This is a genomic window from Arthrobacter sp. NPDC056691, from assembly GCF_042791415.1.
Lineage (GTDB): Bacteria > Actinomycetota > Actinomycetes > Actinomycetales > Micrococcaceae > Arthrobacter.
This window is the reverse complement of record NZ_JBHTXX010000016.1, coordinates 79392-101576: the sequence shown is the minus strand read 5'-3', so window position 1 is coordinate 101576 and position 22185 is coordinate 79392. Positions and strand designations below refer to the sequence as shown.

At 60.9% G+C, this 22185-nt stretch carries 22 protein-coding genes; 14 read left to right on the top strand and 8 right to left on the bottom strand.

Annotated features, from left to right (window positions below; translation table 11 throughout):
* Positions 1 to 1149: a helix-turn-helix domain-containing protein gene (locus ACFRAU_RS14355; protein ID WP_378000404.1), complete on the top strand. Its 1149-nt coding sequence runs from the start codon at positions 1 to 3 to the stop codon at positions 1147 to 1149.
* Between the two features lie 134 nt (positions 1150 to 1283).
* On the opposite strand, the gene ACFRAU_RS14350 is transcribed toward ACFRAU_RS14355, so the two are convergent.
* The 3 genes from ACFRAU_RS14350 to ACFRAU_RS14340 form a co-directional block, all read right to left on the bottom strand.
* Positions 1284 to 1748 carry an SRPBCC family protein gene (locus ACFRAU_RS14350; RefSeq protein WP_378000403.1) on the bottom strand — a complete coding sequence of 155 codons (465 nt, stop codon included), beginning with the start codon at positions 1746 to 1748 and terminating at the stop codon, positions 1284 to 1286.
* 126 nt (positions 1749 to 1874) lie between these two features.
* Positions 1875 to 2324, bottom strand: a complete 450-nt coding sequence (locus tag ACFRAU_RS14345) for a DUF6069 family protein (RefSeq protein WP_378000402.1) — start codon at positions 2322 to 2324, stop codon at positions 1875 to 1877.
* Complete coding sequence (locus ACFRAU_RS14340) at positions 2321 to 3427, bottom strand: alkene reductase (RefSeq protein ID WP_378000401.1); 1107 nt, start codon at positions 3425 to 3427, stop codon at positions 2321 to 2323. The genes ACFRAU_RS14345 and ACFRAU_RS14340 overlap by 4 nt, the downstream gene beginning before the upstream one ends.
* 236 nt (positions 3428 to 3663) lie before the next feature.
* Here ACFRAU_RS14340 and ACFRAU_RS14335 point away from each other — a divergent pair, with 236 nt between their 5' ends.
* The 5 genes from ACFRAU_RS14335 to ACFRAU_RS14315 all read left to right on the top strand — a co-directional run bounded on the left by ACFRAU_RS14335 (position 3664) and on the right by ACFRAU_RS14315 (position 8370).
* Positions 3664 to 4146 carry a MarR family winged helix-turn-helix transcriptional regulator gene (locus ACFRAU_RS14335; RefSeq protein ID WP_378000415.1) on the top strand — a complete coding sequence of 161 codons (483 nt, stop codon included), beginning with the start codon at positions 3664 to 3666 and terminating at the stop codon, positions 4144 to 4146.
* A gap of 646 nt (positions 4147 to 4792) precedes the next feature.
* The gene (locus ACFRAU_RS14330) at positions 4793 to 5551 is read left to right on the top strand and encodes an SDR family NAD(P)-dependent oxidoreductase (RefSeq protein WP_378000400.1); all 759 of its coding nucleotides are present in this window, start codon (positions 4793 to 4795) and stop codon (positions 5549 to 5551) included.
* A 49-nt stretch (positions 5552 to 5600) separates the two neighbouring features.
* Positions 5601 to 6512 (top strand): NmrA family NAD(P)-binding protein, encoded by a 912-nt coding sequence (locus ACFRAU_RS14325; RefSeq protein ID WP_378000399.1) that lies wholly within the window; start codon positions 5601 to 5603, stop codon positions 6510 to 6512.
* Between the two features lie 314 nt (positions 6513 to 6826).
* Positions 6827 to 7462 carry an NAD(P)-dependent oxidoreductase gene (locus ACFRAU_RS14320; protein ID WP_378000398.1) on the top strand — a complete coding sequence of 212 codons (636 nt, stop codon included), beginning with the start codon at positions 6827 to 6829 and terminating at the stop codon, positions 7460 to 7462.
* On the top strand, positions 7429 to 8370 hold the full coding sequence (locus ACFRAU_RS14315; RefSeq protein ID WP_378000397.1) for a heme o synthase: 942 nt from the start codon (positions 7429 to 7431) through the stop codon (positions 8368 to 8370). Before ACFRAU_RS14320 ends, ACFRAU_RS14315 begins: the two co-directional genes overlap by 34 nt.
* 535 nt (positions 8371 to 8905) lie before the next feature.
* On the opposite strand, the gene ACFRAU_RS14310 is transcribed toward ACFRAU_RS14315, so the two are convergent.
* From ACFRAU_RS14310 to ACFRAU_RS14300, 3 genes are read right to left on the bottom strand one after another with little or no spacing between them, the layout of a single operon-like run.
* Positions 8906 to 9709, bottom strand: a complete 804-nt coding sequence (locus ACFRAU_RS14310) for a 2-keto-4-pentenoate hydratase (RefSeq protein ID WP_378000396.1) — start codon at positions 9707 to 9709, stop codon at positions 8906 to 8908.
* 2 nt (positions 9710 to 9711) lie between these two features.
* Positions 9712 to 10740 (bottom strand): 4-hydroxy-2-oxovalerate aldolase, encoded by a 1029-nt coding sequence (gene dmpG / locus ACFRAU_RS14305; protein WP_378000395.1) that lies wholly within the window; start codon positions 10738 to 10740, stop codon positions 9712 to 9714.
* Positions 10741 to 10743: 3 nt separating this feature from the next.
* The gene (locus ACFRAU_RS14300) at positions 10744 to 11700 is read right to left on the bottom strand and encodes an acetaldehyde dehydrogenase (acetylating) (protein ID WP_378000394.1); all 957 of its coding nucleotides are present in this window, start codon (positions 11698 to 11700) and stop codon (positions 10744 to 10746) included.
* A gap of 196 nt (positions 11701 to 11896) precedes the next feature.
* Here ACFRAU_RS14300 and ACFRAU_RS14295 point away from each other — a divergent pair, with 196 nt between their 5' ends.
* A complete protein-coding gene (locus ACFRAU_RS14295) occupies positions 11897 to 12634 on the top strand; it encodes an IclR family transcriptional regulator (protein WP_378000393.1) in 738 nt (245 codons plus the stop codon).
* 65 nt (positions 12635 to 12699) lie between these two features.
* Here ACFRAU_RS14295 and ACFRAU_RS14290 read toward each other — a convergent pair whose 3' ends face one another.
* Positions 12700 to 13452 (bottom strand): GntR family transcriptional regulator, encoded by a 753-nt coding sequence (locus ACFRAU_RS14290; RefSeq protein WP_378000392.1) that lies wholly within the window; start codon positions 13450 to 13452, stop codon positions 12700 to 12702.
* 747 nt (positions 13453 to 14199) lie between these two features.
* On the opposite strand from ACFRAU_RS14290, the gene ACFRAU_RS14285 reads away from it, so the two are divergent.
* The 4 genes from ACFRAU_RS14285 to ACFRAU_RS14270 all read left to right on the top strand — a co-directional run bounded on the left by ACFRAU_RS14285 (position 14200) and on the right by ACFRAU_RS14270 (position 16523).
* Positions 14200 to 14478, top strand: a complete 279-nt coding sequence (locus ACFRAU_RS14285) for a hypothetical protein (RefSeq protein ID WP_378000391.1) — start codon at positions 14200 to 14202, stop codon at positions 14476 to 14478.
* Positions 14479 to 14908: 430 nt separating this feature from the next.
* Positions 14909 to 15289 carry a nuclear transport factor 2 family protein gene (locus ACFRAU_RS14280; RefSeq protein WP_378000390.1) on the top strand — a complete coding sequence of 127 codons (381 nt, stop codon included), beginning with the start codon at positions 14909 to 14911 and terminating at the stop codon, positions 15287 to 15289.
* 26 nt (positions 15290 to 15315) lie between these two features.
* Entirely contained in the window at positions 15316 to 15780 is a 465-nt protein-coding gene (locus ACFRAU_RS14275; protein ID WP_378000389.1) for an SRPBCC family protein, read from the top strand.
* The gene (locus ACFRAU_RS14270; protein WP_378000388.1) at positions 15777 to 16523 is read left to right on the top strand and encodes an SDR family NAD(P)-dependent oxidoreductase; all 747 of its coding nucleotides are present in this window, start codon (positions 15777 to 15779) and stop codon (positions 16521 to 16523) included. The genes ACFRAU_RS14275 and ACFRAU_RS14270 overlap by 4 nt, the downstream gene beginning before the upstream one ends.
* A gap of 816 nt (positions 16524 to 17339) precedes the next feature.
* On the opposite strand, the gene ACFRAU_RS14265 is transcribed toward ACFRAU_RS14270, so the two are convergent.
* Positions 17340 to 17492, bottom strand: a complete 153-nt coding sequence (locus tag ACFRAU_RS14265) for a GntR family transcriptional regulator (RefSeq protein ID WP_378000414.1) — start codon at positions 17490 to 17492, stop codon at positions 17340 to 17342.
* Between the two features lie 1076 nt (positions 17493 to 18568).
* On the opposite strand from ACFRAU_RS14265, the gene ACFRAU_RS14260 reads away from it, so the two are divergent.
* The 3 genes from ACFRAU_RS14260 to ACFRAU_RS14250 all read left to right on the top strand — a co-directional run bounded on the left by ACFRAU_RS14260 (position 18569) and on the right by ACFRAU_RS14250 (position 22169).
* Complete coding sequence (locus tag ACFRAU_RS14260; RefSeq protein WP_378000387.1) at positions 18569 to 19462, top strand: ABC transporter permease; 894 nt, start codon at positions 18569 to 18571, stop codon at positions 19460 to 19462.
* 73 nt (positions 19463 to 19535) lie between these two features.
* Positions 19536 to 20645: a sugar ABC transporter substrate-binding protein gene (locus tag ACFRAU_RS14255; RefSeq protein WP_378000386.1), complete on the top strand. Its 1110-nt coding sequence runs from the start codon at positions 19536 to 19538 to the stop codon at positions 20643 to 20645.
* A gap of 9 nt (positions 20646 to 20654) precedes the next feature.
* Positions 20655 to 22169 (top strand): sugar ABC transporter ATP-binding protein, encoded by a 1515-nt coding sequence (locus ACFRAU_RS14250; protein ID WP_378000385.1) that lies wholly within the window; start codon positions 20655 to 20657, stop codon positions 22167 to 22169.
* Positions 22170 to 22185: the final 16 nt, after the last annotated feature.

Below are 22185 nucleotides of genomic sequence, written 5' to 3'. Positions count from 1 at the left end.
ATGACGGAAGATGAGCAGTGGCAGGCTCTGGTCGACGCTGTCGGCAGGCAGCTTCCCAGCCTCGTCGAAAATTTCCTGACCCGGATTCTTCCCGATCCTGCCTACGCCGATTCAGGCCTAACGCTGGAGGACCTGCGTGGCAGCAGCCTGAGCTCTTTTGCGGCCATGCTCTCGGCCCTCGGCGGACATGCCCCGGATATCGACGCACTGTCGGTTTTCGCTTCCGAACTTGGCGCGCGGAGGGCGCGCCAGGGCGTCCCGTTGGACAGTCTGGTCCGGGCGATTCGGCTCGACTTTTCCGTACTGTGGGACGCTTTGTCCGCACCGGGACTGGGCGCAGACCCTTCGTTGTTGGTGAGGAAGGCGGAGGTCGTGTGGGCGATTGTGGATCGCTTTGCGGCCTGCGTCCAAGAGAAATATCTCGCGAAGTTGGGCGAAATCGAAGGGGCGGATGCCGATCTGCAGCAGCAGTACCTGACACAACTGCTGGCGCCTGCCGAACCGTCAGCCGCGGATCTTTCCCGAATAGCGGGGGCCCTGCGTATCGATGCGAAGGAGGCCCTTCTGGTGGCGGCCATTGACAGGAACGACAGCCTGATTATCAAGAGGCGGCTACGGGCGCGCCCACCCCGTGACCTTCCGGTGTTCACATACGATCAAGGCCATCACACCCTGGTCATCCGGCCCCGGACGGCATCCTCAGACGAAAGGCTAAGTTTCCAGGAGGCCGTCCTATTCGACGATGTGGCAGTCGCACTGGCACCGCACGCCAAAGGGATAGCAGGAGTTCGCACAGCGGTCAGCGCTGCCCGGGAAATCATGAGGGACCTGCCCATGGGCAGCAAGGGAGTCTTCACGCTAAGGGACCGCTGGTTATCAATCACGGCACACCGACTATCTCAGGTGGGCTGCCACCCGGGACGCCTGATTTACGCGGCGCTGGACCGGTGCAGTGACAGCGAGCGGGAACGTCTTCTCGAGGCGGCGCACACCTTCCTGGAGCTCGGGAGCCTGGTAGCAACTGCAGACCGGCTAGCCTGCCACCGGAACACAGTGGTCAACAGACTCGCGGCCTTCGAAGGCTACACGGGCCTGGATCTCCAAAAACCACGAGACAGCGCGCTGGCGCTGCTTGCAATCGGAGGCTAGGTCGCGGCTTCGACCTTAGCCTCCACCGGAGTCGCGAGTCCGGGTACGGAAGACGGCACATGGAAATTCGTACGCGAGGAGGGCCGGGAAGCCCGGCCCTCCTGCTCGATCCGGTTGCGGCCTTCTAATCTAAGTCAGGCCGCGGCAATGGTCTTTTCCGCCATCTTTCTGACTGCAGCGATGGTTGATTCGACCGCTTTGAGGTAGTCGGCTTTCATCCCTTCTGCGTAAGCCTCTTCCTCCGTTGACCCGGGTTTCGCCATGGAGACGACGAGGGCAAAGCTGAAGCGGAGCCGCAGGTCGTCGTCGTCACCCTCGATCTCGTTGGCTATTGTGCCGAGTACGTCGCCAGCGATCCGCGTAAAGACCACGCGGTTTGGCTTCTGCAAGGTGATCCGCTCGGTGTACGCCTCGTCGCGCAGTACGATCTCTCGATCGAACACAGTGTCGCTGATTCGGTCGATGACCGTACAGCTGCTCATCGATGACACGAAGGGCAGAGCGTTATTGGCCTTCATGACGAGGCCAGCCCAGAGCTGGTCTTTGGTAATCGAAACGCCGTCACCATTAACGGGCAGAGCATGGGAAACGAAGATCATGGATGGATTCCTTTCAGGTGGTGTTTCACGTACTGGGTGCAGGGACGGTATGCGCCGCACTTGCCGTCCGCAAAGATGCCTAGCTCACTGCATGGAACGGGCATCGGGCCGGGACATAGCAGGTCGTCATGATGATGCTGCGCCCTCCTGCTCTGTGGCCCGTGGTGACTGCAGCGCCATGAACCAGGCTATGCCGACGATGACATGCATTAATCCGAGGACGGCTCCGGTAGGGATGTCCTCGGACGACGCCATGGGACTGGCCGCCGTCAGAACGCCGAAGACAAGGCCTGCCCAGGCCGCGAAGCGGCGGAAGCCGGGTCTGCGGCATGCAATGATCCAGGTCAGCAGGCCGGCTACTGCCATCGGCACAAGCGTCGCGATGACCGTAAGGAGCGCCGGGATCTCCTGGGCGGTGGGCGCGGTGACGGCCATTGATGCGCCGGATGCCGAGGCGATGCCATACGTGATGAGGTTCAGGACGGCAGCCGAGCCTGCGGCGATCGCCAAACGGGAGGAATGGACCGGCCACTGTGTGCGGGCGGTCGATGCGGGAGTGGTTGTGGTGGTGCTCAAGCGTTTGCCTTCGCGTCGGTGAGGAGGGCGAGCTCGTCCAGGGTCGGGTAGTCGAGGTAGCCGGCGGCGTCGCCGCCGTAGAAGCTTGAGCGGTCGGGGGTGTTGAACGGCCCGCCGGCGGCGAGCCGTGCGGGCAGGTCGGGGTTGGCCAGGAACAGTGCACCGAAGGAGACGAGGTCTGTCGTGCCGTCCTCAATCAGGACCAGGGCCTCGGGGCCTGTGGGTTCCGGAGCGGTGTTCGGGTTCAGGACCAGGGTGCTGGGCCAGGCGGCGCGGAGGGTGTTGGTGAGTTCGCGGCCGGCGGATTCCATGATGTGCAAGTACGCCAGACCAAGAGGGGCCAGTTCAGCGACGAGGGCACCATAGGTCGCCTCGAGGTCGGCATCGTCCTGGATGTCGTTGAAAGTCGCGCCGGGTGAGATCCGGAATCCGACCCTGTCCGCGCCGATCGCCTCGGCGACGGCGGAAGCGACCTCGACGGCGAAGCGGATACGTCTTTCGACGCTGCCACCCCAGCTGTCTGTGCGGATGTTGGAGTTCGGGGCCAGGAACTGGTGGATGAGGTACCCGTTGGCGCCGTGGATCTCGACACCGTCGAAGCCGGCGTCGATCGCGTTGCGGGCAGCGTCCGCGAAGTCCGAAATCGTCTGAATGATCTCGTCTTCGGAGAGTTCGCGGGGCTCGACGAACGCCTGCATCCCCTCATAGGTGTAGACCTGCCCGGCAGCCGTCACGGCCGACGGGCCAACGGGATGCAGTCCCTCCGGAAGAAGGCTGGGGTGGCCGACCCGGCCGGTGTGCATCAACTGCGCATAGATCACCCCGCCGGCCTCGTGCACTGCCGCCGTGACCGGCTTCCAGGACTTGACCTGGTCAGCCGAGTGGAGTCCTGGGGTATTGGTGTAGCCCTGACCCACGACCGAGGGCTGTATACCTTCGCTGATGATGAGCCCGGCCTCCGCACGCTGAGCATAATACGTCGCCATCAGCTCCGTTGCCGTTCCATGGGGCGCGGTCGCGCGACTGCGCGTCATCGGCGCCATCGCGACCCGGTTCTTCAAGGGCGTCCTGCCCAGTTCGTAGGGCTCGAAGACGGTCGTCATATTGTGCTGTCCTTACTGTTCGCGTCTCGGTCACCGGAGTCGATGACATCGTTGAGCATGGCACATACTTGTTCGAACAGTAAAGTTCGTAGGAGTGGGGAAATGCGGGTGATGGAACCCACAGACGGGCTGATTGCGCTCAAGTTTCAAGGGGGCTAGGGTTTAATTGTCCGAACAGTGAAAAAGAAGGTGTGGGCGTGCAAGAATGTCCGAGCAGTCCCGACGCATCGTCGTCGATGGGGAGCGTACCCGTTCCTGTATCAGCCGCTGGCGGCCCGATCAGTCACGCTATTTTCCGGGTGGCGCGCCTGCATCGGATGTTGGCGGGACAATTGCTTCGGGAAGTCGGACTCCATCCCGCCCAGGAACTCGTGATGATGCAGCTTTGGGATCGAGGGGCTCAGCGTCAGACTGACCTCGTAAGGTTTCTGGGGTCGGACGCCGCTACCATGACGCGCACCGTCCGCCGCCTTGAGAACGCAGGCTTCGTCCGGCGCCGCCCGTGCGCGAAAGACAAACGCGTCACCATCGTCGAACCCACCGCTGCCAGCCTCGCGCTGCGCACTCAGGTGGAGTCCATCTGGGCGCAACTCGAAGAATGTACGACCGGCGAATTAAGCACAGTGGAGCAGTCGGACTTCCTTGCCCTGCTTGCGCAGACCGAAAAGAACTTGGTCGCCAGCGCCCCGGTCGTCGGTATTGAGGCCCCGGTTCCCTGAGCGCAACGACCTAGCGCGTCCGCCGGGATCCCGCCCGTCTGAGTCCGACGCCCTGCTGCCACCTGCTCTCGGACCCCTGGCAAGCCAGCCTAGCCGCCGCGCTCACCGAATACGTAAACCAACGCCGAAAGAACTGGAGAACACATGCAGCACGAGGGTAAGGCGCTTGCCGCCGATGAGACCGACGGACACCACCAGCGCACACCGGGGATCGCCTCTGTGCATGTCCGTGCCCTACTCACGTGGTGCGCGATCTTCCCCCTGATCCTAATCGGAATGACCGTCGAGGGGCTTGTCATCCCGGCTTGGCACCCGGTTCTAAGGACCCTCATGCTGACGCTCGTAGTCGTGCCCGTGTCGGTCTACTTCGTGGTACCGAGGCTGCTGCTCTTGCACAGTCGCTTCAGCCATGCCGCCCACCGGCGACGCAACCGGCGTGCGGCACGCCGCGCGGCACATGCCGCGTAGTGTGACGACCTCAGTCGACTCCGCCTGGACGTGGATGGCCCTGAACCCGACGCCTCCATGCCGACGATGAGGCCCGGGCATTCCGTGGCACATTGACTCTCACCGGCTGTACGGCAACAAGATATGGTGCGCTCGAATCCAACGTGTCGCACCCGCAAATGGAAAGTTAGGAATGACCATGACTGAATCTCTTGCTGGCAAAGTTGCCATCGTCACCGGGGGCGGCGGCGGAATCGGCCGAGAGACCGCCCGTGTGCTCGCCGAAAAGGGCGCACGGGTCGTCGTCGCCGACCTCTCGGAGGAGGCAGGACGGGAGACACTTGAGGTGATGGGGGCCGGTGACGATGCGATCTTTGTCCGTGCCAACGTCGCAGACCTCGACTCGATGACCGCACTCGTCCGCACCACCGTCGACCGTTTCGGCAGCCTAGATATTGCGCACAACAATGCCGGCATCGAATTCAGCGGTCCGGACCTCGCAGACGTTACTGTCGAGCAATTTAACAAAATCATCACCGTCAACCTCACCGGCGTCTTCATCAGCATGAAGGTTGAGATCCCCCAGATGCTTGCCCAGGGTGGCGGATCCATTATCAACACGGCCTCTTCGCTCGGCCAGGCAGCGATCGCGCACCAATCCGCCTATGTCACCTCGAAGCATGGCGTGATCGGACTGACAAGGGCCGCCGCCGTCGAATACTCCGACCGCGGCGTCCGGGTGAATGCCATTCTGCCCGGCGTGATCCAGACCCCTATGATCGATGCACTTGAAGAGACCCACCCCGGCTTCAAGGACGCACTGCTGGCCAAGCACCCGATCGGCCGGCTGGGTGCGCCGCGGGACATTGCCGAGGCTGTTGCCTGGCTCGGTTCGGATGCTGCCTCGTTCGCCACGGGGGCGTTGTTCAACATCGACGGCGGCTACCTCGCCATTTAGCGCCTCGGCCCTGCCCGGCAACCAAAAGTGAACCAAAGGGAGAACCACCGTGACCACTCAAGCTAGCCCTCAATCATCAGCCAAGACAGTCCTGCTTATCGGTGCGACTGGATCGCTTGGAGGCATGATCGCGCGGGAGCTCCTTGCCCAAGGCGCCAATCTCCGACTGCTGGTTCGTTCCAGCAGCCGCTCCAAGATCGACGCCGAAATCGCGGCCAAATCTGAGGTTGTTGATGATGGACCGGGCATCTTCGACGGCGTGCACATGGTGGTCTCCCCCGTTCAGGGTGGGCCTGGCACGATCGTCGAAGCCCAGCTGGGGTGGCTGCGAGCCGCCCGGGAAGCAGGCGTAAGGCGCTTCATCGCTTCCGACTACAGCATGAACCTTTTCGGACTCGACGACGGCGACAACATCCATTCGGACTTCCGCCGCGAATTCGCACGGCGAGCCGAAGCCGAACAGGGCGATGTCGAGCTCGTCCATCTGCTCAACGGCGCATTCCTGGACCGGGGGGTGCTCTTCGGTTTTCTCGAAGCATTCGATCTCGACAAGGACGAGGCTTACCTATGGGGTGACGGCGAAGTAAAGATGGAATTCACCACCTTCGCCGATACGGCTGCCTACGCTGCCGCGGCGGCCGTGGACGAACGTAACGTACCGGAAAGGCTCTATGTTGCCGGCAATGTGCTCACCTTCGATGAACTGGTCGCCGCAGCCGAAGCCGGACTCGGGCGCGCCATCACGGTTAAGAAACTCGGCACCCTAGCTGACATGGATGCCGAGATCGTCCGGCGCCGAGGCGACGGTCGAGGCGGATTCTCCGCCGTGCCTTTGATGTACTGGCGTGCCATGCTCACCGGTAAGGGCAAACTCGGGCCGCTCATGAACGATCGCTACCCATGGGTTCAGCCGACCAGCGTGCGAGACTACACTGCAGCGATGGCGGCGGGCACGGCCTGATCGGCTGACGCGATCCGGTTGCCTGTATGGCGACGCCAGCGCTGTAGGTAAGACGGCCGGTCGAGCAGGACTTCATCGACCACATCCTGTTGCCCAGCCGCACCCAGCCTTCAGAAGCTCGTGGACCGTCCGACTTCGAACGCCCGCCCCGCCCGGGGCGGCGTGTGCCCGCCCATACGGCGCGTATCCGCAGGGTCACTTAGTCCTCAGAAGGGGAACGACTTGAAGCATTTTTGCGTACCCCCAGTGGGCCGCAACCCAGCGCGCATTGACAGGAGCGGCAGCCGCCGCGCAACACTAAAGGGGGCTCGAGCATGAGCCGCGTACTCATCATCGGCGGCTCGGGTCGCACAGGCCGTCTCATCGCCGACGAGGCGAAGCGTCTCGGCCACGATGTCACCATAACGGCACGAGATCCACGCCGCGTCACGGATGAAGGAACCGTTCCACAGGGCATCGGACTGGTCCACGCCGACGTCCACGATCCCGCATCTGTCCTCGCCGCAGTGAAGAACACTGACGCTGTGATAGTCGCCGTGAGCAGTTCCGCCCGCGGATCAGGCTCCGTGTACTCCGATGCCGCCCGGGCTGTGATCGGAGCGGTGGCACCCGGAACACGCGTGATCGTGGTCTCCTCAGGCGGCGTAGCCCGCGACGACAAGGGCCTGCCATTGTGGTGGTTCCGGCGCATCCTCACCCCACTATTCATGAACGATCTCTACACGGACATGAAGGTCATGGAGGACATGTTCCGGGCCAGCGAGCTGGACTGGACGATAGTGCGCGCCTCATACCTCAAAGACGGACCAGGCGGGGGCGAGATCCGCATCTCTGACGGGTCGAACCCTCGCGGAGGATGGAAGCTGAGCCGTCATGACCTAGCAGCGTTCGTCGCGGCGCAGCTCAACACCGAGGAGTGGTCCCGACGGCTGCCGACCTTGGCCCAGTGACACGGGCATCTGCGGCATCCGCACGGACCCGCCTCGTGGAGCGTGTAGGCGCATACATGGCGCTCACCAAACCACGGATCATTGAGCTTCTCCTGGTGACGACGGTGCCGGGCATGGTCCTTGCCGCGGGCGGCTGGCCGTCCTGGCCCGTTATCGTGTTCACACTGGTCGGCGGGGCATGCGCGGCAGCCGCGGCGAGCGTCCTGAACTGCATATACGACCGAGACATCGACGCGGTAATGGCGCGCACGCAGTCCCGCCCACTTGTCAGGCGTGCTGTGTCCGTCCACGCCGCACGGATATTCGCCGGCATCCTGACCGTGCTCAGCGTCGCCCTGCTGGCGATTGGCACGACGCTGCTCGCGGCGGTGATGGCGGCAGCTTCGATTGCGTGGTACGGGTTCCTCTACACCCGGGTCCTTAAACGGCGCACCCGGCACAGCACGCTCCTTGGAGGCTTCCCAGGCGCAGCTCCTGTGCTCATCGGCTATGCCGCGGTCGCCGGTAACGTGTCGATGGCGGCGGTCGTGTTATTTTCCGTCGTGTTCTGCTGGCAGTTGCCGCATTTCTGGTCCCTCGCGACGAAGTACCGGGAGGACTACGCCCAGGCGGGGGTCCCCATGCTCCCTGTAGTCGAGCCCATCCGGAGTGTCGCTCTCTGCAGCGTGCTCTGGACCTACGCAACCGTGGCAGTCTCGCTCCTGTTGCCGCTTGCCAATGACCGGATCGGTGTCTGCTACCTTACCGTGGCCGGCCTCGCGGGACTCTGGTTTCTCCTCCAAGCCCATCAGTTCTTCCAACGTGCACGTCGCAGCCCAAGTGATCCCCGTCCGATGCTGCTGTTCCACACGAGCGTCGCTTACATGTGCCTCCTTCCGATCGGTCTGGTAGTCGACATCCTCCTGTGACCAAGCGGTCGCCGGTCTGGTCATGTTGGTGGGTGGAGTCGTTGCAGTGGGCGCTGGAGCTGGTGGTCGGCTTAGCAAGATCAAGACCTGAGTGCTTGCCGCAGATCCTACGGCGTTTTCATGGCGGCCGGAAAGCAAGCGCCTGGTAGTGCTTGCGTAGCAGATCCACGACCTGCGGAGCACGGAAAAGGACGGTGCCTGGCGTAGCCGATTTGCCTACCCAGAGGATGCTTAGGGCGAGTCCGCCGGAACGTGCTATCCGTCGGATAGTCCAGCACCACTGGAGGCGTTATTCCAAAGCGTCTTCCTCGCCCCCAGCACCCTCCTCCGGTAATTCCCTGCCGTTGGCAATGTCCGTCGAGTTCCCCGCCGACTTCATGGACCAGCACGAGATGGACAAGGTCCGCCGAACTGTTGGAGGCGACCCGGATTATTTCCCTCGAACTGGGCTGTTCTCCGATAACGTCGGCTGACCCCGCGAACGCCGAAGGAGAGGACCTGGCTAGGTCCTCTCCTTCGGCGTTGCGCTGCTAGGTCAGCTGAATCGCACCTCGAGGGTCTTCAGTCCGCTGAACGTCGCGGTGACAGTGTCGCCCGGGCTGATCGGGACAGCGGCTGTCATCGAACCGGACATGACCACCGTACCTGCCTCAAGTGTCTGGCCCAGCGCGCCCAGGGTGTTGGCAACCCAGAGCAGCCCGTTGAGCGGATGGCCGAGCACGGCCGCGCCGGTGCCCTCGCCCACCACGTTGCCGTTGACGGAGAGGGTCACTGCGGTGGCAGCGAGATCCTGGGATTCGATCCTGATGTGTTCGCTGCCGAGTACCAAGGCGCCGGAAGAGGCGTTATCGGCGATCGTGTCGGGGAGCTTGATGCGCCAGTCGGCGATCCGCGAGTCGATGATCTCCAGCGAGGTCACGGCGTAGTCCACGGCGTCGCGGACGTCGTCGAGCGTGAGTCCGGGCCCGCGCAGGTCGCTCTTGAGCACGAAGGATATCTCCGGCTCGATCTTAGGGCTGATGAACTGCTCGAGGCTGACCCGTCGGGACGGGTCCAGGACCATGTCGTCGAGCAGGCGGCCGAAGTCGGGCTGGTCGACGCCGAGTTGCTTTTGCATGGCGAGCGAGGTCAGTCCCACTTTGTAGCCCACCACTGTCCGCCCGGCTTTCTTCCACGCCCCTACCTGGTGTTCTTGGACGGCGTAAGCCTGCTCGAGGGTGAGATCTGGGTGGGTCCCGCTCAGCGGAGCAATCGGCTGCCGGGAGGTGTACGCGGCCAGCAGGGCGTCGCCCAGCGCTTCAATCGAAACTGCGGGGGTAGTGGTTGGGGTTTCGGTCATGTCTATGCCGCCTTGGTGTTGAGTAGGTCGAGGGCGACGTCGACGATCATGTCCTCCTGGCCGCCGACCATCTTGCGCCGTCCCAGTTCCATCAGAATATCCATCGTGGGAATCCCGTATTTTTCCGAGGCACGCTCGGCATGCAGGAGGAAGCTGGAGTAGACGCCGGCGTAGCCGAGGCTGAGCGTTTCCCGGTCCACCTGGACCGGGCGCACTTGCAGCGGCCGCACGATGTCATCCGCTGCGTTCATCAGTGCGAACAGGTCTGTGCCGTGGTTCCAGCCCAGCTTGTCCGCAACGGCGATGAACACTTCGAGCGGGGCGTTGCCCGCCCCGGCGCCCATCCCGGTCAGGCTCGCGTCGACGCGGTTCGCGCCGGCCTTCACCGCGGCCACCGAATTCGCGACGCCAAGGGAAAGGTTGTGGTGGGCGTGGATGCCAACCTCGGTGCCGGCGTCGAGCACGTCGCGCAGTGCGTTGACGCGGTCGGTGACGTCGTCCATGGTCTGCGCGCCGCTGGAGTCGACGACGTAGACGCACTGGGCGCCGTAGCTTTCCATCAGTTTGGCCTGTTTCCCGAGTTCGGCCGGGGTGGTCATGGCGCTCATCATGAGGAAGCCGGCCGTGTTCAGGCCGAGCTCTCTGGCCGTCTCGATATGCTGCGCCGAGACGTCTGCCTCGGTGCAGTGGGTCGCCACCCGAACGTAACTGACGCCGGCGGACACAGCGCGCTTGAGGTCGCGGATAGTTCCGACGCCGGGCAGCAGCAGCGTTGCAATGGCGATGTTCCCGGCCACTTCGGCCGCGGCCTCGATGAGGTGCACATCCGAGTGCGCGGAGAAGCCAAAGTTGACGCTGGAACCGTTGAGGCCGTCGCCGTGCGCGACCTCCACGCTGTCGACGCGGGCAGCATCGAGCGCCTGGACGATGTCCCGTACGTTCTGCACGCTGTACTGGTGGCCAACGGCATGGCTGCCGTCGCGAAGGGTGACATCGGAGATGAAGAGCTTATCCTTCGTGGGATCGAACATGGTTTATGCCACCTCCAGTGCGCGCGCATGGCGGGCCATTGTTTCTGCCGTCCGCAGGGCGGCCGAGGTCATGATGTCAAGGTTGCCAGCGTATGCGGGCAGATAGTGGGCAGCGCCCTCGACTTCGAGGAATACGCTGGTCTTCAGGCCCGTGAATTCGCCAACGCCCGGCACCACGACCGGAGTTGTGATGTCATCGAACTGCACGCGCTGCTTCAGCCGGTAGCCCGGTACATACGCGTTGACTTTCTCCACCATTGCATCAATAGCTGCCTCGATCGCCTCACGGTCGCCGGCACGGGTCAGTGTGAAGACAGTGTCACGCATCATCAGCGGCGGCTCGGCCGGATTCAGGATTATCAGGGCCTTGCTGGCTGCGGCCCCGCCGACACTCTGGAGGGCGGCGGCCGTTGTATCCGTGAACTCGTCGATATTGGCCCGCGTTCCCGGTCCGGCCGACTTGCTGCTGATCGACGCGACGATCTCGGCGTAGGCCACGGGTGCCACACTGGAGACCGCAGCGACGATCGGGATCGTGGCTTGGCCGCCGCAGGTGACCATGTTTACGTTGGAGGCATCGAGGTTCTCTTCAAGATTCACGACCGGCACGCAGTATGGGCCGACGGCGGCGGGGGTGAGATCGATAAGGCGGAGGCCCGGCTTGGCTGCCAGCAATACTTCGGCATTGTGCACGTGCGCCTTTGCCGAGGTGGCATCGAAAACAAAATCGATGGTCTCGAACTCGGCCGACTCAATTAGGCCTTGCACTCCGGTAGCGATCGCTTCGACGCCCAGACGCTTCGCCCGGGCGAGTCCGTCCGAGGCGGGGTCGATACCCACCATGGCGGTGATCTTCAGGGTGCCGTCGCCGCGGAGGATTTTGATCATCAAGTCTGTCCCGATGTTGCCGGATCCGATAATGGCGGCATGCAGGGAACGAGGTTCTTCTCGCTGAGGCAAGGGGCGCCCCTTTCATAGGTGTCAGGTGGTGGTGCGCTGGATATCCAAGATCTGTTCGACGTCGTTGTTCGAAACTACGGATGACGTTTCCCAAAGGAATTCCATGAGCCGGGAATGTTTGACGTACTTGCATTCTGGACGGTTGCCCCCGCATACTCCAAGCATGTGTCCCGCTGAACGGAACGATGCAGAGTCCATGATTAGCCGAGTGGCAGCGATCTTCGATGCCTTCGGATCGGGCGACGATGCCCTCGGCATCTCAGAAATCGCCCGAAGAACCGGCCTGGCGAAGTCCACTGTGTCGCGGATTGTGCAGGAGCTGACGACGTATAAGTTCCTCGAGCGCAGCGGTTCAGACCTGCAGCTAGGACTCCGGCTGTTCGAGTTGGGTGAATCGGCCAGCAGGCCACGAGATCTTCGCAAGATAGCCCTCGCGTCCATGGCAGACCTTCGCGCTGCCGTGCACCTCACGGTTCACCTTGCTGTGCTGGAACGACGCGAAGTGGTCTACATCGAAATCCTGCCCGCTAGGGGAATCCCGCCTTTACCCAGCCGGGTGGGAGGCCGAATGCCGGCCTATGCAACGGCCGTGGGCAAAGCGCTGCTCGCATGGTCGGATGACTCCGTGGTGGACGACGTACTGAGCCAGACGCTGGTAGCCGTTGGCCCCCACACCGTAACGGATCCTGCGCGGCTTCGACGGGAGCTCGTGCGCGTTAGGGCGAATGGAATCGCCTACGAGCACGAGGAGAGTGCCCCTGGAGTTGCCTGCGCGGCAACCATCATCCGCACTGCCACGGGTGAGCCGATAGCAGCCTTGTCGGCAGCAGGCTGGGTGAAGGATGTCAACGTGAAACGGGTTGGGCTCGCCGTTCAAACTGCAGCGCAGACAGTGTCGCGCCTGGTCGCGAGACGACCCGGATTGAAGCTCTGACCCAGGGAACTCGTATCCGTTCAGGGCGGGACGAGGGTATAGATGAAGAGGGGTTACGATCGTCCTTATTTTTGCCTGGCTCTGCTGCCAACCGCCATTGCCAAGGACACCTGGATGGCCATCGCCTCGGCTTCGGTGGATACGTCCTGCATGACTGTAAGAGCTGTACGTGATAAGTGCTTTGCCATGAGGCTTCCCGCAACGGACGGATCATTCCCTTCGACGGCGGCCAGGATTTGTTCGTGCTCCTGCTGCCGAACTTCGAAGGATTGGTGATGCCAAAGCTGGAAAAGCCGCAGATACCGTTCGCTTCGTTCTGCGAAAGAATCTATGGTCCTTCGAAGTGGTTCCGTTACCCGCGCCATGCACAGACCGTGGAAGCGGCGATGGCTATCCATCCAAGCAGTCATATCTTGGGCCATGTGGGCTTGTTCCATGGAACGGAGGCATTCTCGCGCGAGCCGGGACTCGTCGGCAGTGAGAAATCCCGTGCTCAAGCGGCAACCAAGGCTTTCCAAGGATATGCGGGCGGCATAGAGCTGGTCGAGTTCCGTAGCATCGAGCCCCTTGACCCGGGCTCGTTGGTTGAGGTCGGCCTCAATGAGGCCCTCCTCTTGAAGCATTCGGAAGGCCTCCCGCATTGGTGTTCGGCTTACAGCGAATGTCCTGGCCAGTTCGGCCTGCTTGAGAACAGCCCCCGGGGGGAGGGCGCTATCGATAATAAGGCGGCGGAGGTGGGCATGCAGCTCCATGCTTGTTGTCCGTGGAGAAGTAAAAATCGGGCGCGGGAGGCCTTCCAGCACATTCTGTTGCGTCACTCTAGGTGCTCCTAGCTGTTGGGATACTGAAGTCCACCCAAACTACATGTACTTTTGTGACGATAACGGGTACATAAGGTTCTCCGTCGAGAACGACCCACGGCGACTGAACTTGAGAAGCTTTCTGCCCCGCTCCGGCAGACTCGATGTATCAAGAAACTATACCAAAGGTGTAGACACTTTGTGCTTGTGCCGGTACTTTCGGATGTTGAAGAAACGTTGACCAGGTGAGGCTATAGGGCATCTTGTGCAAAGATCAGAAGGCGGAAGGCAGCAGAGTGCAACATGAAGCTAAACCCGGGCCGCAAAACGAATCGGACGTGTCTTCGCCCCGTCCTTCAACCGCGTCGGTGCATGCCAGGGCGGTCATCACTTGGGTTGCTATATTTCCGCTAGTCGCTATTGGCATTGGAGTGCTGCGAGTTCTTGCTCCGCAGTGGCCCCCGCTGCTACAGGCCTTCGTTCTTACAATCGTGGTAGTTCCCCTAGCTGTCTATTTTGTGGTGCCGTGTCTTGTGCTGCTTCAGGAGCGTCTCGGCAAAGCTGTATACGCAGCACGGGACCGCCTCCATTCCGGCCCCCGCAGCACCGATTGAAGACCGAGGGATGCGTGAACCTCCAGGGTCCTCTTCTCAGAGAATCTCGCGATCTTTCGGCCAAACTTTGCGCCGTCGATACTTCGGCGGATTCATCGAACGAACAACGGTCAACTTTGCCCAGGCGTTGCACGCGCCTAAGGAAGGCGATATGAAATCACACCGCTATGACGAATGGAACCTTCTCATCGGAGCATTCGTCGAGATACGCAAGGATCAAAGGTTTGTGAGGGCAGGATTCGTAGAGGACGCCATGCCCGACTCATCTTCTCTGTGGCTGGCGGCCAGCGGGACCTACACTCGAACCCTTCTTGAGAAATCTGAAGGATATGAAGTGTGGGTTGAACCTCAGGAGCTCGAGGGCCCGCTCCGTTATCGAATGACAGCATCCAAACTGCACGATGATCAGATGACGCATTCGGGCGTGTAAGACGCCCCCGCGTTCATCCGCTCAGAACCCACGCGCCGCTTATGGATTAGCCAGAATCAGGGATACTGCGTTCTGGACGACGGGCAGCGCGCGAGCAGGGACTGCTGGTGCAGGGGGACCGTCCGTTAGGGAACGTCGTCACACTGCGGAACCCGATCTCACCTCCTCAGGGGGTAATTCTGCGGGCCGGCTATCGGCAATCTCTGACGTGCGTTCTCGACAACACTTTGTGCTTCTTGCGCTGGTCGAACCTCTCAATCAGTGCACACTTGGCCGTGTTCCACTCACCGAGACACTACTTGACCCTTTCGTTCAACTGCATACACTTAGCTATCGGCGGGCTTCATCGACCTCGTGCGAGCCGCGGGGGTCGAAAAAGCTACCGCCGTTCAATACTGAGCACGTCACATCGTTTCAAAGGAGAAACAGCATGGCCCGTAATTTGCAGGAGACCTTCGACTCAATAGACAAGCAGGACGCCGCCGGCTTCGTCGCGGGTCTTACTGACGACGTCCTTTTCACATTCGGCAATCATCCGTCGGCTGTCGGACACGAAGCGGTGATCGCAGGAGTCGAGGCGTTCTGGTCGTCCATCGGCGGCCTTCGCCATCGCATTCAGGACTTGTGGGAGGCGGAGCCCAATGTCACTGTCGTGTGGCTCCTCGTGGACTACACGCGCCTGGATGGCCAAGTCGTCACGGTGCCGTGCGTCGACATCCTTCGCTGGACAGGCGACAAGATTTCGGACTGGCGGATCGTAGTAGACGTTGCTCCTGTCTACGCGCCCCTTGATGCAATCGCCGCGTCCTGACCCTTTAACACGCCGAGGAGGCAACCATGATCTTCGTCAGTCAGTCCCTGCCAGTCAATGAGAACGGGCAACCCGTGCTGAAACGAGCTGACGTTTGGGACGGCCTTGTCCTGAAGGCGAACAACGCCCTGCCGTTCGTCGCGGCGATGACGGACTGCGTCGTCACCCAGCGGCACAGCGATACGGTATTCGACCGCGACATAGTGCTGCGCGGCGAGCCCCACAGCGAACGAATCACACTGATGGAGCCGCAGCGGGTCGTCTTTACCCGTATCGCGGGCCCGGTTCTGGGCACCATCGCCAACGAGATCGAGGGCGAGGACGACGACCTTCGCTTGCGGTTCAGCTTCGCCCTCGTCATCTCGGGAGTCGAGCCCGGCTCGGCCGAGGAGCAGCGATATGCCGACAGCATGACCGATGACTACCTCAAGGCAGTCAGCTCGACACTCGAGGCAATGCGTAAGAACAAGACAGAAGGAGCAAGGGTATGACGGGACGGTTCACAGGCCGAACCGCGGTTGTGACAGGCGCCGCCAGCGGCGTAGGCCGTGCCTACGCGCTTCACCTCGCCGGTGAGGGGGCCAATATTGCAATCCTCGATCTGGCGGACGCCGCACCCGTACTAAACGAGATCCGGGCTTTTGGCGTTGACGCCGTGGGTATTCGTCTCGACCTGACCGATCATGAGGCCGTGCTTGCGAGCGTGTGGGAGGTCGAAGCCGCGGTGGGGGCCGTTGACATCCTCGTCAACAACGCTGGCATCTACCCGAACGTTCCGCTCGCAGAGATGTCGCTGGCTCAGTATCAACAGACCATGACCATCAATGCGCAATCTGTTTTCTCCTGCATCCAGGCTTACTCCACGGGCATGAAGGAGCGTGGCTACGGCCGCATCGTCAATATGGTAAGCAACTCGGTGAATTTGGTCATGACCGGCTTCGCACACTACTTTGCGTCCAAGATGGCCGTTATGGGTCTTACCCGGGGTGCCGCCACCGAGCTTGCTGAGTTCGGTGTCACGGTTAACGCTATTGGCCCGAGCCTTGTGCGAACGCCCGGCACGGCCTCCGGCCCTGCAGAGTTCTTCGAAATCGTGCCGCAGCTGCAGGCAATTAAGCGCGTTGAGGAGCCGGAGGATCTGGTCGGAGCCCTCGCCTTCTTGGTCAGCGACGACGCTGCGTTCATGACCGGCCAAACCATTTGGGTCGACGGCGGTCTCGTTCGTGGCGCATGACTGACGTGGGCCTGGTTAACTGCCTTCGGATGACTGTGGGGCCAAGATATTCAATGCAAGGTCACTCGCCTATGTACCGTCTTGCCATCCCGTTTGACAGTTAGGTGAGAACGCGCCGAGGAAGCGAAACCGGAGTGGGTATGTACTAAGCTCTCCAGCCGTCGCCGGCTAAGCAGGGGGAACCTGCTTAGCCGGCAGCTTCGTGGCCAGGGTGCTGTCCAGTTCTGATCAAGATGCAGATCGCGCGGTAGACAGTTATGTCTAGCGGATACGGGTACTCACGCTTACTTTTGCCGGGTTCTGGTGCTAACAGCCGGCGCCAGGGATTCCCGTATGGCCTGCCTCGGTGCCGGGTGACCCGTCCCGTATGACTATTAGAGCAGTACGCGACAAGTGCTTTGCCATCAGATTGCCTGCTACGGTCGGATCCTTCCCTTCCACCGCAGTTAAGATTCATTCATGCTCACGCTGTGCCGCATCGATGGACTGGGGGTGCCACAGCTGAAAGAGCCGCAAGTACCGTGCACTTAGTTCCGCAAATGAGTCAATGGTTCTACACACCAGTTCTGTGACCCGCGCCATGCAAAGGCTGTGAAAGTGGCGATGACTTTCCGTCCAGACGGCATGTCCTGATTCTTTTGCGCCTGCTCCATAGATAGCAGGCACTCCCGCGCGAGCTTGGACTCTTCAGCGGTGAGAGTCCCAGTGCTCATGCGGCAGGCCAGACTCTCCAGGCAAATGCGGCGGCGTATAACTGATCCAGTTCCTTGGCATCGAGTCCCTTGACTCGGGCCCGTTGATTCAGGTCCGCATCAATCAGACCCTCCTCTTGCAACATCCGAAATGCTTCGCGCATGGGTGTGTGCGGCTAACGCCGAACGCTCGAGCAAGCTCAGCCTGCTTGAGTACAGACCCAGGAGGAAGGACACTGTCGATGATGAGACGCCGCAAGTCAGCGTGCAGTTCCATGCTTGTTGTACGTGGAGAACTGAACGTGGGGCGGGGGAGTCCGTCGAAGGCATTCTGAGTAGTCAATGGACGTTCTCCTTGCTATGGGAACACCGGGGATTCGAGGCGGGCACCTCCCTCGAATGCTGGGCGGAGGGCTGCCGGGGCACTTTTAAGTGTGTGTCGTGGCTTGTCAGACCCCATGCCCGGGCGGCGGTGCTTCGTCAGAGTGATCAGTTGGTCTGCTATGTACGGCAATGGGTTGTCCCAGTGGCGCGGCCAGCAATCTAGACACCTTTGGCAGTGCATGAGTACAGCCGCCTCCTATTGCAGACGCGCAAGGTTTTCGGAAGGTTTGCAGTCCGGCCATTGTCACCCTGTATCTCCTGGCTGGCGTCCTTTCACAATAGCCCTGTGTGAATAGTCGAAAGACTCGTGACTGCATTACGGGTGTCGAACACAATTGACGCTTGTGCGTCTGTAATGACGGCCCGTAGGTTTCCGTACTTGAGGTGTAATCGCGCCCTGTGGTGCGACTGCGGGCCTTGCAGCTTGTTGGACAGCGCCCGGGCATCGGCCACAGATTACCTCAGGAGTGCATGGACTTTGGGTGTCTAAGTGAATGCGGGGGCGTCTGCCTGCTATTGAGCACAGCGACCCCGAAACGGGATCGTCTGAAACCATTTCAGGCCTGAGAGGTACTCCATTTTCGTGGAATCACTGGAGTTGCGGCGTTTACTCATCGAAATTTTCATGCCAAAACAGCATCCACTGAGGCCGCGCGTCTCATGTAGCCGCTCTACGAGGTCAAAATTAATCAACCAAGGGGCTGTTGCAACTCGTTTTTCTGACATAAGATGTGTACACACTTTGTGGCGTGATGCAGGACACAGACGAAGTTCTAAGATCCTCCGCCACCCTCCGCCACCCTCCGCAAAGAGAGGTCCGCAATGATGCGAGACAACACTACAAAACCGCGGCTATCGGACACTGAAGTCCAAAAGGAAACGACGGTATCCACAGCGAGAGCCGGACAGGTCCGAGGTTTTCTGAGGTCGTTTGAGGAGCTCCGGGTACTCGGCGTCCTGGCTTTCATCGTGGTACTTGTATCCGCGTTCCACCCTCAATTCCTTTACATCGGGTCCATCGCGAACATCACACAGCAGGCAGCTTTTTTCGGGATTATTGCCCTGGGAATGGTCTTCTTAATGTCGATGGGAGAGTTAGACCTCTCGGTGGGCGGCAATTTCGCATTCTGTGCCATGGTGACGGCCCTTCTGGCCCGCGCGGAGGTGGATCTCTGGCTTGCCGGCGCGCTGGCGGTTTTGGCCGGAGCGCTGCTTGGCGCATTGAATGCCGTCCTGGCCAACGTGCTCTCGGTACCGATGATTGTCGTTAGCCTGGGCACGCTCGCGGCCTACCGGGGACTCACTCTCATTGTCAGCGGTGCGCAGTCGGTTACAGGCGGCGAGCCCGATGCAGCGTTCTTTGCAGTCCTTGGCGGATCTGTTCTGGGCATACCAGGCCTCGCGGTAGCCATGGTTCTCCTGGCCATCGCGCTAACTGTCTTGTATAAGAAAATGGCTTTTGGTTTTGCCGTTCGGGCGATCGGATCCAACGCTCACGCCGCACGATTGAGCGGTTACCCTATCGGCCGCATCAAGGTCCAGGTCTCGGCCCTGCTGGGCGCATTGTGCGGCATTTCGGGAGTCCTCTCATTCGCTTTCTTCCAGGCATCCGATCCGGCCGTCGGCACGGGCTATGAACTCCTTGTCGTGGCCGCCGCAGTCATCGGCGGAACAGCACTCACCGGAGGCCGGGGGACCGTATTCGGCGCCATGTTCGGAGCGCTAATCGTCAGCGTCATCAACGGCGCATTGACGGCCTTCGGTGTCTCAGTAAACTATGCGGGATTTGTTACGGGTCTGGTGATTATTGGCGCCGTCGCCCTCGACTCCCTGCTCCGGCGCAAGGGAAGCACCCGCGGTTAATCCTAGCCTCGGCTTCACAAAACTATTCATCAACTCTGTTAGTCACCGTCGATTCATCAGGAGTAACTGAACTATGTCCAAGTCAAGCCTCGCCGTTGCAGCCGCCGCTGCCGCTATTGCGGTCACCGCCCTATCCGGCTGCGCCGGCCCCGCCGGCCAGCAGGGAGCGAAGGCAGCAGCGGGACAACCACTAGCCATGGTTGGCCTTTACAACAACCCCTACCCGAACAACATCGCGGCTGGCGCGAAAGCGGCTGCCGAAGAGGACAATTCCCCCTTCACTCAATATGGACCTGCGGGACTTGATCCCAACAAGGCAATCTCTGATTTCCAGAATGCCGTTGCCTCCGGCGCAAAAGGCGTTCTCGTCATGGCCTACCCGGGAGACCTGTGGGCTGCACCTATTAATAGGGCCGCGGACCAGGGAGTGTCGGTCGCCATGGCAGATGTCTATTCGGAGAAATCGAAGGCCATCACAGAAGTCGGCGCACCCAAAGTCGCCATGGGTGCGGCGCTTGCCGAGGAATACATCAAACAGATCCCAGAGGGAACCACAGGTGTGATCATCCCGGGGCTTTGCGTGGCAGGACTGAGGGTTCTGGAAGCCCCGCTGGACGGATTCCGTATGCGCATGGAGGAGAAGCGCCCCGGAATCAAAGTTCCCGACCCGGAAGTCACCGCCGGCGATCCGGCCGCAAACTTTGCCGCGTGGCAGCGAATCGCCGCAAAGTATCCTGATGCGCTCGGTTTTGTCGGTGCCTGCGATGTGGATCTTCCAAACCTGATCAAGCTGAAGGAATCCCAGCCTGGTGCGAAGTACCTGACCGGAACCGCTTCCGGAGGAGACGATCCCACCGCCGTCAAAGCGATCAGTCGCGGCGCCCTTGTCGGCGCCGTAACCCAGCGATCCTGGCTTCAGGGCTACGTAGGGATGAAGCTCATCGCCAACAATGCATTCCGAGGCGAAAAAATGCCCGAGGGGTGGATCAATACCGGCTTTGACATCGTCACGAAGGACAACGTCGACAGCATCATGAAGTTTCTCACGGACCCAGCGGCAGCAAAGGCCGAATACCAAACCCTCGGGGAAAAGCTGGTGGCAGACGCACAAAAGATTGCCCACAAACCGATGACCTATCAGAACGACGTAGCGTCGATCAACGAACCAACACCGGCGCCTTAGGAATACACGATGGCTGCCAACACCATACAAGACGCGGTCGCCCCACCGCGGTGCGCCGTTCACGGACTAAAAAAGCGCTACGGCGTGGTTAAGGCCCTGCGCGGAATCACAGTGTCATTCGAGCCTGGCGAAGTCCACGCGATCCTAGGCGAGAACGGCGCAGGAAAGTCCACGCTGATGAAAATCCTTGCTGGCGCGGAGGCGCAGGACGAGGGCGCAGTTCACCTAGACGGCCAAGAGGCAAACTACCAATCTGTGAAGGAAGCAAACGCCAACGGAGTTGCGATTGTTTTTCAGGAGCTGTCGCTTTTCCCCGAGCTCGATGTTCTGTCCAACCTCTTTCTCGGTCGCGAGATCACGACTTTCGGAACGGTCAACAGACAAAAGATGATGCAGGCTGCAACGCCCGTTCTGGAAGAGCTCGGACTAGCTGTACCGCTCGATGCACTCGTCTCCGACATACCGCTCCATGAACGGCAGTTGCTGGAGATAGCCAAGGCACTGCTCATCCAGACCAGGGTGCTTATCCTCGATGAACCGACATCTTCCCTTAGCGCCAACGAGACTGAAAGGCTGTTCCGCGTCATCCGAAACCTGCGCGGCAGGGGAGTGACAATATTGCTGGTGTCCCACCGCCTGGAGGAAATTTCAGCGATTGCAGACACCGTGACCGTGCTCCGTGACGGCGAGCACGTCAAGACAGTGCCAATTGGAAGTACAACAATGAGCCAACTGGTCACCGACATGATCGGCAAACCGGCCGGCGATATCCCTTTCCTGGAAACATTCGTCCCGACGGAGGATAGCCCCCGGCTTTCCGTGAGGGGGCTGTCCTCAGCCAAGCTCAAGGACGTGTCCCTGGACGTTCACCAAGGAGAGGTGTTCGGCATTGCCGGCCTGGAAGACGCAGGCGTACAGGAGTTTCTATACACCGTTTTTGGACTCGCCAAATCGACTTCAGGCGAGATGTATTTTCCAGACGGACTGGGGCAGCCCGCCTCAGTCCGTGAGGCGGTTCGCAGAAGGATTGCGCTGGTCCCCGCTGACCGGAGACGGGACGGTCTCATGTTGGATGACAGCGTCTTTGAAAACGTCACGAGCGTGCGCGCTGGCGTGACCAAAGGATTCGGACGGTGGCTTCGGCGGGCGGAGATGAACCGCGCGGCGACCGCAAGCCTGACGGAATTGCAGGTCAAGTACGGCTCCTTGAACACACCCGTCCGGAACCTTTCGGGAGGAAACCAGCAAAAAATCGTCTTGGCAAAGTGGCTACAGGTCAATCCAAGTACGGTCCTGCTCGACGATCCCACTAGAGGTGTGGACTTGGGTGCGAAATTGGAGATCTATGAGGTGATCCGCAACCTGGCGGCGAACGGTTGCACCGTCCTCTTCAACTCCAGTGAACTGGAGGAGTACAGGCACCTGTGTAAACGCGTCGCTATTTTCCGGCGAGGTCGAATTTCAAAGGTTCTATACGGATCACAAGTTTCAGAACATAACATTCTGCACGAAATGAACGCCTGAAATAACCCCGGGTAGA

Bases quoted from the DNA above. Each gene is read 5' to 3' on its own strand.
- ACFRAU_RS14250 (WP_378000385.1), top strand. From the start codon at position 20,655: ATGGCTGCCAACACCATACAAGACGCGGTCGCCCCACCGCGGTGCGCC.
- ACFRAU_RS14295 (WP_378000393.1), top strand. From the start codon at position 11,897: ATGATTAGCCGAGTGGCAGCGATCTTCGATGCCTTCGGATCGGGCGAC.
- ACFRAU_RS14285 (WP_378000391.1), top strand. From the start codon at position 14,200: ATGAAATCACACCGCTATGACGAATGGAACCTTCTCATCGGAGCATTC.
- ACFRAU_RS14320 (WP_378000398.1), top strand. From the start codon at position 6,827: ATGAGCCGCGTACTCATCATCGGCGGCTCGGGTCGCACAGGCCGTCTC.
- ACFRAU_RS14275 (WP_378000389.1), top strand. From the start codon at position 15,316: ATGATCTTCGTCAGTCAGTCCCTGCCAGTCAATGAGAACGGGCAACCC.
- ACFRAU_RS14255 (WP_378000386.1), top strand. From the start codon at position 19,536: ATGTCCAAGTCAAGCCTCGCCGTTGCAGCCGCCGCTGCCGCTATTGCG.
- ACFRAU_RS14355 (WP_378000404.1), top strand. From the start codon at position 1: ATGACGGAAGATGAGCAGTGGCAGGCTCTGGTCGACGCTGTCGGCAGG.
- dmpG (WP_378000395.1), bottom strand. From the start codon at position 10,740: ATGTTCGATCCCACGAAGGATAAGCTCTTCATCTCCGATGTCACCCTT.
- ACFRAU_RS14280 (WP_378000390.1), top strand. From the start codon at position 14,909: ATGGCCCGTAATTTGCAGGAGACCTTCGACTCAATAGACAAGCAGGAC.
- ACFRAU_RS14335 (WP_378000415.1), top strand. From the start codon at position 3,664: ATGGGGAGCGTACCCGTTCCTGTATCAGCCGCTGGCGGCCCGATCAGT.
- ACFRAU_RS14265 (WP_378000414.1), bottom strand. From the start codon at position 17,492: ATGGAACTGCACGCTGACTTGCGGCGTCTCATCATCGACAGTGTCCTT.
- ACFRAU_RS14270 (WP_378000388.1), top strand. From the start codon at position 15,777: ATGACGGGACGGTTCACAGGCCGAACCGCGGTTGTGACAGGCGCCGCC.
- ACFRAU_RS14330 (WP_378000400.1), top strand. From the start codon at position 4,793: ATGACTGAATCTCTTGCTGGCAAAGTTGCCATCGTCACCGGGGGCGGC.
- ACFRAU_RS14340 (WP_378000401.1), bottom strand. From the start codon at position 3,427: ATGACGACCGTCTTCGAGCCCTACGAACTGGGCAGGACGCCCTTGAAG.
- ACFRAU_RS14350 (WP_378000403.1), bottom strand. From the start codon at position 1,748: ATGATCTTCGTTTCCCATGCTCTGCCCGTTAATGGTGACGGCGTTTCG.
- ACFRAU_RS14310 (WP_378000396.1), bottom strand. From the start codon at position 9,709: ATGACCGAAACCCCAACCACTACCCCCGCAGTTTCGATTGAAGCGCTG.